This is a genomic window from Arenimonas sp. (assembly GCF_019459675.1).
Taxonomy (GTDB): Bacteria; Pseudomonadota; Gammaproteobacteria; order Xanthomonadales; family Xanthomonadaceae; genus Arenimonas.
Genome location: NZ_JAIBFH010000260.1, coordinates 1 through 10,871, shown reverse-complemented (window position 1 = coordinate 10,871; position 10,871 = coordinate 1). Strand labels below are relative to the sequence as shown.

General features: G+C 67.8%; 10 protein-coding genes and 1 pseudogene. 8 read left to right on the top strand and 3 right to left on the bottom strand.

The genetic code is table 11. From position 1 onward, the window contains the following. Positions 1–249: 249 nt before the first annotated feature. Genes K0M70_RS08730 through K0M70_RS08700 form a run of 7 tightly spaced genes read left to right on the top strand, consistent with a single transcriptional unit; the run spans position 250 to position 6,864 of the window. On the top strand, positions 250–1,209 hold the full coding sequence (locus K0M70_RS08730; protein ID WP_290781411.1) for an acyl-CoA desaturase: 960 nt from the start codon (positions 250–252) through the stop codon (positions 1,207–1,209). Continuing rightward, positions 1,206–2,450, top strand: coding sequence for an FAD-dependent oxidoreductase (locus tag K0M70_RS08725; RefSeq protein WP_290781410.1), 1,245 nt, complete (start codon positions 1,206–1,208; stop codon positions 2,448–2,450). The genes K0M70_RS08730 and K0M70_RS08725 overlap by 4 nt, the downstream gene beginning before the upstream one ends. Beyond that, entirely contained in the window at positions 2,441–3,214 is a 774-nt protein-coding gene (locus K0M70_RS08720) for a DUF1365 domain-containing protein (RefSeq protein WP_290781409.1), read from the top strand. The genes K0M70_RS08725 and K0M70_RS08720 overlap by 10 nt, the downstream gene beginning before the upstream one ends. After that, entirely contained in the window at positions 3,211–4,491 is a 1,281-nt protein-coding gene (locus tag K0M70_RS08715; RefSeq protein WP_290781408.1) for a cyclopropane-fatty-acyl-phospholipid synthase family protein, read from the top strand. Before K0M70_RS08720 ends, K0M70_RS08715 begins: the two co-directional genes overlap by 4 nt. After that, on the top strand, positions 4,492–5,040 hold the full coding sequence (locus tag K0M70_RS08710) for a DUF2878 domain-containing protein (protein WP_290781407.1): 549 nt from the start codon (positions 4,492–4,494) through the stop codon (positions 5,038–5,040). A gap of 47 nt (positions 5,041–5,087) precedes the next feature. Further along, positions 5,088–5,819 (top strand): DUF1295 domain-containing protein, encoded by a 732-nt coding sequence (locus tag K0M70_RS08705; RefSeq protein ID WP_290781412.1) that lies wholly within the window; start codon positions 5,088–5,090, stop codon positions 5,817–5,819. Positions 5,820–5,835: 16 nt separating this feature from the next. Then, positions 5,836–6,864, top strand: coding sequence for a cyclopropane-fatty-acyl-phospholipid synthase family protein (locus K0M70_RS08700; protein WP_290781406.1), 1,029 nt, complete (start codon positions 5,836–5,838; stop codon positions 6,862–6,864). Between the two features lie 12 nt (positions 6,865–6,876). On the opposite strand, the gene K0M70_RS08695 is transcribed toward K0M70_RS08700, so the two are convergent. The 3 genes from K0M70_RS08695 to K0M70_RS08685 form a co-directional block, all read right to left on the bottom strand. Then, positions 6,877–7,299, bottom strand: coding sequence for a hypothetical protein (locus tag K0M70_RS08695; RefSeq protein WP_290781413.1), 423 nt, complete (start codon positions 7,297–7,299; stop codon positions 6,877–6,879). 137 nt (positions 7,300–7,436) lie between these two features. Beyond that, on the bottom strand, positions 7,437–8,507 hold the full coding sequence (locus K0M70_RS08690; protein WP_290781405.1) for an OmpA family protein: 1,071 nt from the start codon (positions 8,505–8,507) through the stop codon (positions 7,437–7,439). A 144-nt stretch (positions 8,508–8,651) separates the two neighbouring features. Further along, the gene (locus K0M70_RS08685) at positions 8,652–10,100 is read right to left on the bottom strand and encodes a bifunctional 2-methylcitrate dehydratase/aconitate hydratase (protein WP_290781404.1); all 1,449 of its coding nucleotides are present in this window, start codon (positions 10,098–10,100) and stop codon (positions 8,652–8,654) included. Positions 10,101–10,270: 170 nt separating this feature from the next. On the opposite strand from K0M70_RS08685, the pseudogene K0M70_RS08680 reads away from it, so the two are divergent. Then, a pseudogene (locus tag K0M70_RS08680) lies at positions 10,271–10,747 on the top strand (NADPH-dependent 2,4-dienoyl-CoA reductase); the annotation flags it as partial. Positions 10,748–10,871 lie beyond the last annotated feature (124 nt).

Genomic DNA, 10,871 nt, shown 5'->3' with positions numbered 1-10,871 from the left:
CCCCCCCCCCCCCCCCCCCCCGCGGGGGGGGGGGGGCCCCCCCAACCACAGCCCGGCTTTGGACAGGACCCGCGCGACGCCGTGGCGGGGTCCGTCGGAGGGTCGGGGCTTGGATGAACGCTGCATCCGCAAAGGATGGCGCATGCGTAGTTATCTTCGCTAGTCTGATACTTGCCGTGAGTGGCCGCATACGCCTGCGAATGTGGGCGGTTCACCCACCCATCACCGTTGGAAAACCACCATACGCTCATGCCTGAATCTTCTTCCGACGCCACCACGCCGTCCCTTTGGCGACGCGCCGTCCGCGCCACGCTGCTCTGGTTCGACACCAGCGCGGCCGCTGTGGACGACGGCGACCTGGACCGAATCGACTGGCTGCGCGTGGTGCCGTTCATCGCGCTGCACCTGGCCTGCCTGACGGTGTTCTGGGTGGGCTTTTCGTGGTTCGCGCTGTGGACCGCGGTGGCGCTTTACGCCGTGCGCATGTTCGCCATCACCGGCTTCTACCACCGCTATTTCGCCCACAAGGCCTTCAAGACTTCGCGTCCGGTGCAGTTCGCCTTCGCGGTCGTGGGCGCCGCGTCGGTGCAGCGCGGGCCGCTGTGGTGGGCGGCGCACCACCGCCACCACCACCGCCATGCCGACACCGAACACGACGTGCACTCGCCGCGCCACGGCTTCTTCCGCAGCCACATGGGCTGGTTCCTGACCCGGCGCGGGTTCGGCACCAACTTCGACAGCATCAAGGACATTGCGCGCTTCCCCGAGCTGCGCCTGCTGGACCGCTTCGACATCCTGGTGCCGGCGCTGCTGGCCGTGGGCCTTTACGCCCTGGGCAGCTGGCTGGAGGCGGCGCACCCGGGCCTGGGCACCACCGGGCCGCAGCTGCTGGTGTGGGGCTTCTTCGTGTCCACCATCGTGCTGTTCCATGCCACGGTCACCATCAACTCGCTGGCGCACCGCTGGGGCACGCGCCGTTTCGCCACCCGCGACGACAGCCGCAACAACGCTTTCCTGGCCCTGATCACCTTCGGCGAGGGCTGGCACAACAACCACCACCACTTCCCCGGCTCGGCCCGGCAGGGCTTTGCCTGGTACGAACTCGACCTCACCTACCTGGGCCTGCGCGCCATGGCCCTGCTGGGGCTGGTGCGTGACCTCAAGCCGGTGCCCGCGGACATGCGCACGGCACGCCCGGAATCGGCATGAAGATTGCGGTGGTCGGTAGCGGCATCGCGGGGCTGGGCGCCGCCTGGCAGCTGTCGCGCGAACACGAGGTGGTGCTGTTCGAGCGCGAATCGCGCCTGGGCGGCCACACGCACACCCACAGCGTGGTGCAGGCCGGGCGCCGGTATGCCGTGGACACCGGCTTCATCGTCTTCAACGCCCAGAACTACCCGCTGCTGACGAAGATGTTCGACCAGCTGGGCGTGGCGTCGAAAGAAACCACGATGAGCTTCGGCGTGCACGACGCGCGCAGCGGGCTTGAGTACAACGCCACCGACTTCAACCGCCTGTTCTGCCAGCGCCGCAACCTGGTGTCGCCGCGCTTCTGGGGCATGGTGCGCGACATCCTGCGCTTCTACCGCGAGGCGCCCGCCCTGCTGTCCCTGGCCGGCGACGGCCCGTCGCTGGGCGACTACCTGGGCCAGAACGGCTATTCGAAGCTGTTCATCGAGGACCATCTGGTGCCGATGGCCTCGGCGCTGTGGTCGTCGCCGTCCGAGAGCATCATGGGCTTCCCGGCCAAGTACCTGGCGCGGTTCATGGACAACCACCACATGCTGCAGGTGCAGGGCCGGCCGCCGTGGCGCGTGGTGCGCGACGGGTCGTCGAGCTACATCCAGGCGCTGCAGGCGGCGTGGTCGGTGAAGGTGCGGCTGTCGTCGCCGGTGTCACGCGTGCAGCGCGACGCCGACGGCGTCACGGTGAGCACCGACAGCGGCAGCGAGCGCTTCGACCAGGTGGTGCTGGCCTGCCACAGCGACCAGGCCCTGGCGATGCTGGCCGACCCCGGCGATGCCGAACGCGAAGTGCTGGGCGCCATGCCCTACCAGGCCAACGAAACCGTACTGCACACCGACGCCAGCCTGCTGCCGCGCAACCGCCAGGCGTGGGCGGCCTGGAGTGCCTACGTGCCGGCCGAGCCCGGCGCGCCGTGCACGGTGAGCTACGTGATGAACCTGCTGCAGGGGCTGGATTCGCCCGAACCGTTCGTGGTCACGCTCAACCGAAGCAAGCACATCGACCCGGCCAAGATCCTGGCGCGCATGCGCTACCACCACCCGGTCTACTCGCACGCCAGCGTCGCCGCACAGTCCAGGCGCCATGAGATCAACGGCGTGAACCGCACCTGGTACGCCGGCGCCTACTGGGGTTTCGGCTTCCACGAGGACGGCCTGCGCAGCGGCATCGACGTGGCCCGTGGGTTGGGCGTGGCGTGGCCCTGAAATCCGCCGTTTACGAAGGCTGGGTCCGGCACCGCCGGGTGTCGCCACGCAGCCACGACTTCAGCTACCGGATTTTCCAGCTGTACCTGGACCTGGCCGAACTCGACCGGGTGTTCGCCGGCCGCTGGCTGTGGTCGGTGGATCGGCCCAACCTGGCGCAGTTCCGCCGCCGCGACTATTTCGGCGACCCGTCGATCCCGCTCGACACCGCCGTGCGTGACCGGGTCCAGGCCAGCCTGGGGCGGCGCCCCAGCGGGCCGATACGGCTGCTGACGCACGCCCGCTACTTCGGCAAGACGATGAATCCGGTGAGCTTCTACTACGGCTTCCTGGACGATGGCGAAACCCTGGACTGGATCCTGGCCGAGATCACCAACACGCCGTGGGACGAACGTCACGCCTACGTGCTGCCGGTGGCGGAGGCCCAGCGCCGCGGCGACGCGCTGCACTGGGACTTCGACAAGGCCTTCCACGTGTCCCCGTTCATGCCGATGCAGCGCCAGTACCACTGGGCCTTCCAGGTGCCGGGCGATACGCTGCGGCTGCACATGGACGTGCTGGCCGCGGGCGGCCGCGAGTTCGACGCCACGCTGGTGCTGGACCGCCGCCCGCTGGATGCCCACACGCTGGCTTCATGCTTGCTGCGGTATCCCTTGCAAACCGCGAAGATCGCCCTGGCGATCTATTGGCAGGCCGCCCGGCTCTGGTTCAAGCGCGTTCCGTTCCATGACCACCCTGACAGCAAACCCCGGAGTCCCCAATGAGCAGCCCCGCCGACACCCTGAGCACACGCACCGAGGAGGCCGCCCGCTTTGGCGCGCTCGACCGCGCGCTGCGGCAGCGCCTGCTGGCCACGCTCGACGGCCTGCAGGGCGGCGTGGTGACCGTACGCGACGGCCTGGGCACGGTGACCGTGGGCGAAGCCGGCGCGGAGCTCGACGTCACCCTGCACATCAACGACCCGGGCTTTTACCGCGCGCTTGCCGCCAACGGTTCGGTCGGCGCGGGCGAGGCCTACATGGACGGCCTGTGGACCTGCGACGACCTGGTGGGCCTGGTGCGCCTGCTGGTGCGCAACCGCGACCGCCTGGACGCGATGGAAACCGGCCTGGCGCGCCTGGGCGGTTGGGCCATGCGCGCGCTGCATGCGTTCAAGCGCAACACGCGCCTGGGCAGCCAGCGCAACATCGCCGCGCACTACGACCTGGGCAACGATCTGTTCAAGCTGTTCCTGGACGAAAGCATGATGTATTCGTCGGCCATCTTCGCCAGCCCGGATGAATCGCTGGAGGCCGCGCAGCGCCGCAAGCTCGAACGCATCTGCCGCAAGCTCGACCTGCAGCCCACCGACCACCTGGTGGAGATCGGTACGGGCTGGGGCGGCATGGCGCTGTATGCGGCCAGCCACTTCGGCTGCCGCGTCACCACCACCACCATTTCCAAAGAACAGCACGCCCTGGCCGTGGAGCGCGTCGCCCAGGCCGGGCTGTCGGACAAAGTCACCGTGCTGCTGGAAGACTACCGGGACCTGCAGGGCACCTACGACAAGCTGGTGTCCATCGAGATGATCGAGGCCATCGGCCACCAGTACCTCGACACCTACCTGGCCAAGTGCGCGTCGCTGCTCAAGCACGACGGCCTGGCCCTGATCCAGGCGATCACCATCGAGGACAGCCGCTATGAACAGGCGCTGGCATCGGTGGACTTCATCAAGCGCCACATTTTCCCGGGCAGCTTCATCCCGTGCGTGAGCGCCATCACCAACGCGGCGGCCCGGGCCAGCGACCTGCGCCTGGTGAACCTGGAGGACTTCGGCCCCAGCTACGCACTCACCCTCAACCACTGGCGCCAGCGCTTCATGGGCCGCCTGGACGAAGTGCGGGCACAGGGCTACGACGAGCGCTTCATCCGCATGTGGGAGTTCTACCTGTGCTACTGCGAGGGCGGCTTCATCGAGCGCTCGATCGGCGACGTGCACCTGCTGCTGGCGCGCCCGGGCAACCGGCGCCCGCAGTACATCCCCGCACCCGAGGCGGCCTGAGTGAATCGCACCCTCAGGCTGGTTGGCAACGTGGTGGGCTACCAGGTGGTCTGGCTGGCCAGCACCGCCGGCGCCGGACAGGGCGTGGCCTGGGCCGGCCCGCTGGCGGCCGTGCTGTTCGTGGCGGCCGTGCTGGCGTTCGGCGGCAAGGCGCGGCAGGACCTGCGCATCCTGGGCATCGCGCTGGCCGTCGGCCTGCTGCTGGACAGTGCGTTCGCGGCGTCGGGCTGGCTGGTTTACGCCGAGCCGGTGCCGTGGACCTTTGCCGCGCCGGTGTGGATCCTGGCGCTCTGGGCCGGCTTTGCGATGACCCTCAACCACTCCCTGGACTTCCTGCGCGAGCGCCCGTGGATGTCGGCGGTGTTCGGCCTGGTCGGTGGCCCGATGGCCTACTGGGGTGCCGCACGCGCGTTTGACGCCGTCAGCTTCGGGGTGCCGCTGCCCTGGGCCATGGCGGCGCTGGCGCTGGGCTGGGCGGCCGCGATGCCGCTGCTGTTCGCGCTGGACCAACGTCTGTCGCCGCCCCGCCCCCAGGGGGCCGCGGCATGAATCTGTGGCTGGCGCTGGCAATCATCTGGCTGGCGTCGGCACTGGGGATGACGGCGCTCTGGGCTTTCTCCATGCGCGTGCGCAACATCGGCTACGTGGACGTTGGCTGGGCTGGCCTGATGGCGCTGGCGGCGCTGTTCGCCGGCGTGGTGGGCGAAGGCTCGCCCCTGGTGCGCAGCCTGGTGGCGATGTTCGGCGCCGTCTGGGGCGCGCGCCTGTGCCTGCACCTGCTGCACCGCGTGCTGAACGAAGAAGAGGACGGCCGCTACCGCGCCCTGCGCGAAACATGGCAAGGCAGTCCGGCGCGCTTCTTCGCCTTCTTCCAGATCCAGGCGGGCGTGGTGGCGCTGTTCTCGCTGCCCTTCCTGGCGGCGGCGGCCAACCCCGAATACCGCGTCAGCGCCTGGGTGCTGCTGGCCGGCCTGGTGTGGCTGGGGTCGATGGCGGGAGAAAGCCTGGCCGACCGGCAGCTGGCCCGCTTCCGCGCCGACCCCGCCAACCGCGGCAAGACCTGCCGCGCGGGCCTGTGGTCCTGGTCGCGCCATCCGAACTACTTCTTCGAGTGGCTGCACTGGTTCAGCTACCTGCTGCTGGCCATCGGCAGCCCCTGGTTCTGGCTGAGCCTGCTGGGCCCGGTGGTGATGTTCGCCTTCCTCTACCGCGTCAGCGGCATTCCCTGGACCGAGGCGCAGTCGCTGCGCTCGCGCGGGGAGGACTATGCCCGCTACCAGCGCGAAGTAAGCGCTTTCTTCCCCCGGCCCCCGCGCCGGGATTCCTGATCCACGGAGTCATTCAATGTCACTGATCGATTTGTGCGAACGCGGGCTGCTGCCCGATGCCCTGACCCGCCTCGGCATCCGCCGCCTGAACGCACAGCGCCTGCGCGACGAAGGCGCGCTTGACGTGCAGGCCGCCGACCGGCGTTTCCGCACGCTGCTGGACGAACTGCGGCAGAGCCCCATTGCCATCGAGACCGCCGCCGCGAACGAACAGCACTACGAGGTGCCCACCCGGTTCTTCGAACTGTGCCTGGGCAAGCGGCTCAAGTATTCGAGCTGCTTCTATGCCACCGGCAGCGAAGACCTGGACACCGCCGAAGAGGCGATGCTGGCCCTGTACGGCCAGCGCGCCGAACTGGCCGACGGCCAGCGCATCCTGGAACTGGGCTGCGGCTGGGGCTCGCTGACGCTGTGGATGGCCCAGCAGTTCCCGAACGCGCGCATCACCGGCGTGTCCAACTCGCGCACCCAGCGCGAGCACATCCTGGCCCAGGCGGCCCGGCGCGGGCTGGGCAACGTGGAGATCATCACCTGCGACGTGAACCGGCTGGAGCTGCCCGAGGGCGAGTTCGACCGCACCGTGTCCATCGAGATGTTCGAGCACATGCGCAACTACCAGCACCTGCTGGGCAACGTGTCGCGCTGGCTCAAGCCGGGCGGCAAGCTGTTCGTGCACATCTTTTGCCATCGCAGCCTGATGTACCCGTTTGAAACCCAGGGCGAAGACAACTGGATGGGCCGCTACTTCTTCACCGGCGGGCTGATGCCGTCGGCGGACACCTTGCTGCACTTCCAGCGCGACCTGCGCATCGAGGATCGCTGGCTGGTGTCGGGGACGCACTACCAGCGCACGGCCAACCACTGGCTGGAAAACCAGGACCGCCACAGCGAGGAAGTGATGTCAGTGCTGGTGCAGGCCTATGGCGCCGCCGACGCGGCGCGCTGGAACCAGCGCTGGCGCATGTTCTGGATGGCCTGTGCCGAGCTGTTCGGCCACGCCGACGGCAACGAATGGCTGGTGGCGCACTACCGCTTCAGCAAGTAGCGCGCGCCGGGCTTACTTCGAAGCGGGGGCAGCCGCCGGAACGACGGCGGCGGGCGCTGTTGCCTGCGCGCCGGGCTTGCCGGTGGCCACGCGGATGCCCTTGGCCTTCATCCAGGCGCTGAACTCGTCGGCCGTCATGCGGCGGCCGTTCTGGCTCATGTCGAAACGCCAGGGGCTGTTGTCGTGCTGGGTCTTGGGCGTGTAGGCGGTGCCCGAAGCCGGGGCCGCGGTGGCGGCAGGCGCCGCAGCCGGCTGGCGCAGGCGCTGGGTGAACGAAAGCAGGTTCACGCACGTGGCCAGCACCGGGGCGCTGTGCAGCATCTCGGGGGTGGGCACCGAAGCGGGCATGGGCGCCAGCAGCGACGTAGCGCAGGGCGAGGCGGCAACGGCGAGCGCCGGCAGGAAGACGATGGAAGCGATTGCGCTGCGGATCATGGTGCACCGGCATGGTCGGGAATTGCTGGAAGCTTAGGCCCGGTCGCCGCGCCATGCAAATTCAATTTTTGCCGAAGCCACAAAAGCGAAGCCCGGCACTAGGCCGGGCTTCGGGTGTCACCGTGGAGACTGAAGGATCAGTTCTGCACGTTCAGCTCGGTGCGGCGGTTCTTCGCACGGCCTTCGTCGGTGTCATTGGTGTCGATCGGGCGGCTCTCGCCGAAACCGTTCGGACCCATCAGACGCGAAGCGTCGACGCCGGCGTTGGTCAGGTAGTTGTAAACCGTGGCGGCGCGACGCTCCGACAGGCCCTGGTTGTACTGGTCGGTACCGACGGCGTCGGTGTGACCGGCCACTTCAACCTTCAGCTGCGGGTACTTCTGCAGGATCGACACGGCCTCGGCCAGGATGGCCTCGGCGTCCGGACGCAGGGTGTCCTTGTCGAAGTCGAAGTTCACGCCCTTCAGGTCGATGGTCAGCGCGACCGGGCAACCGTCCGGACCGATCGCCTGGCCGGCAACCGAGTTCGGGCACTTGTCGTCGCAGTTGTTCACGCCGTCGCCGTCGTCGTCCAGGTCGGCACAGGTCTGCTGCGGGGCAGCCGGCTCCGGGGTGACAACCGTGGCCAGGTCGCCGAGCTTCACGAGCAGGGTGACGGAGGCAAGGATGTCGCCGAAGCTGCTTTCGTTCGGGGCGACGATGCTGGTGTCGTCGAACGAATAGCGGGTGCCGATTTCGCCACGCAGGGCGTAACGGTCGTAGTCAGCCTGCAGGCCGACGCCGAGCTGCGCGGTCAGGTTGGTGTCTTCGCGCTGGCCGGGGGAGAGCGGGCTCGGGAAGGCGTTGAACTCTTCTTCCGAACGCTGCGCGCCGATGCCGGCACGGATGTACGGCCACCAGTTGCGGCCTTCCTTGATGAAGTGGTAACGCGCGTCGATGGTGGCGCCGTACTGGCTGAACAGCAGTTCCGAACCGTCGAAGTTCGGGTTCTGGTAGTTCACTTCGGCGTCAACGGACCAGTTCGGCGAAATCATCTTGCCGAAGCCCAGGGTGCCGAACAGGGTGTCGTCGGTGTTGCGATCCGAGTCCTGGATGTTCATGCCAAGACCGCCGGTCAGGTACCAGCGATCGTCAAAATCTTGGGCGGTAGCGGATTGCGCCATGGCGGCCGCGGCAAGCAGGGCGCAGCACAGGATGTTCTTCTTCATGACTTAGCTCCAAAGTTTTACAGGGGTACTTTCACACTAATTAGCGCGTCGGGTGTGACCGACCTCGCTTCGTATTGGCAACGCTACAGGATCTTGCGTTAACGGGAACATAACAACTCGCCCGGGTATTGGCAAGCAAAGCCTTCAGATTATGAACAGGTCCACCAGGCGATGGATGGGGGTGGCCTCGAAGCGGGAGGTGTCCCGGGTCAGCTCCAGTATCTGCTGGACCCGCCTGGCCGGCAGCTGGCCGCCCACGGCCGCCTCGAATTTGCCCAGCAGCGCCGGAATGCCCTCCCCCCGGCGCTCGCGGTGGCCCAGCGGGGTGTCGATGGACACCTTGCCGGTGGAACTGCCGTCCGCGAAGAAGACCTCCACCGAGTTGCCGATGCTGCGCTTGTCGGGGTCGAAGTAGTCACGGGTGAAGTCCGGGTTCTCCCGGACCTCCATCTTGGCCCGGAGCGCGTCGATGCGCGGGTCGGCCGCCACGGCGTCGGAATAGTCGTCGGCGTTCAGGCGCCCGAAGATCAGCGGCACGGCCACCATGTACTGCAGGCAATGGTCGCGGTCGGCCGGGTTGGACAGCGGACCGGTCTTGTCGATGATGCGCATCCCGGCTTCCTGGGTCTCCACCGCGATGCGGGCCACCTGGTCGAGCCTGCCGGCCACCTTCGGGTGCAGCTGCATCGCGCACTCCACGGCCGTCTGGGCGTGGAATTCGGCGGGGTGGCTGATCTTGAAGAGGACGTTTTCCATCACGTAGCTGCCAAAGGGGCGCTCGAACTCGAACGGCTTGCCTTCGAACAGCGCGTCGTAGAAGCCCCAGGTCTTGGCCGTCAGGGCGCTGGGATAGCCCTCGCAGCCCTTCATGGCGTTCAGCGCGTGGATCACCGCGCGCCGGCAGGCGTCGCCCGCGGCCCAGCCCTTCCGGGGGCCGGCGTTGGGGGCATGGCGGTAGGTGCGCAGGGCCCCGCCGTCCACCCAGCTGTTGCTGACGGCGTTGATGATTTCGTCCTTGCCGCCACCCAGCATGTGGGTGACCACCGCCGTGGAAGCCAGGCGCACCAGCAGGACATGGTCCAGGCCAACGCGGTTGAAGCTGTTCTTGAGGGCGTAGCCGCCCTGGATTTCGTGGGCCTTGATGGCCGCGGTGAGCAGGTCGCGCACGGTGAGGGGCTTGCCGTGTTCGCGCTCGGCCTTGCGGCTCAGGTAGTCGCCCACCGCCATCAGGGCGCCCAGGTTGTCCGACGGGTGGCCCCATTCGGCCGCCAGCCAGGTGTCGTTGAAGTCCAGCCAGCGAACCTGCACGCCGATGTTGTAGGCCGCCTGCGCCGGGTCGAGCTCGAACGACGTGCCGGGGACCCGCGCTCCGCCGGGCAGCGTGGCGCCGGGCACCAGCGGGCCCAGGTGCTTGACGCATTCGGGATGGCGCATGGCCAGCATCGAGCACGCCAGCGAATCGAGCAGCATGTAGCGCGCGGTGGTGTAGGCCTCGGACGAACCGATGTAGTAGTCGGTGATGTAGTTCGCGATGTCGACCATGGCCTGGTCGGGATCGGGGCGCCGGGCGGATCGGCTGTCGTGGAGGCTCATGAGTGGGCGGTCCATACGGTCGGTGGGCGTGAAGGTATTGAGTGTGCCAGAACGCGAAGCAAGTCGCCGGCTCCCATAACAACGCAAGCCAGCTCCCTGCGCGGCCGGACAGCCACCGCACGCTTGTCCGGGTTTGGCTTTACGGGCATCGTGCAGGGCTAGTCCGTCCAATGCGTCCCGCCATGACCTCCACGCCCTACCCTCACCTCTTCCAGCCCCTCGACCTGGGCTTTTGCACCCTGCCCAACCGCGTGCTGATGGGCTCCATGCACACCGGCCTGGAAGACCACGCACGGGACTTCCCCAAGCTGGCGGCCTACTTCCGCGAACGCGCCGAAGGTGGGGTGGGCCTGATCGTCACCGGCGGCATCGCTCCCAACCTCGTTGGCTGGCTCAAGCCGTTCGCGGGCAAGCTCAGCTGGCCCTGGGAGGTGCACAAGCACCGCATCGTCACCGACGCCGTCCACGGTGCGGGCGGCAAAATCTGCATGCAGATCCTGCACGCGGGTCGCTATGCCGCCCATCCCCTGCTGGTGTCGGCCTCGGGCCTGAAGGCGCCGATCAGTCCGCTCAAACCGTGGAAGCTCAGCAGCTGGGGCGTGGAGCGGCAGATCAAGGCCTTCGTCAACAGCGCCCGGCTACGGCGCTTGTAGTAGGAAAAGGCGTGATGGACACCCACTACCGGCAAGCGGGTGCCCAACAATGCGATGTAGATCGGCTTGAAACGGTGAGCGATGCAAATGCTGAAATTGCGCGAGGCGGCAATCTTGC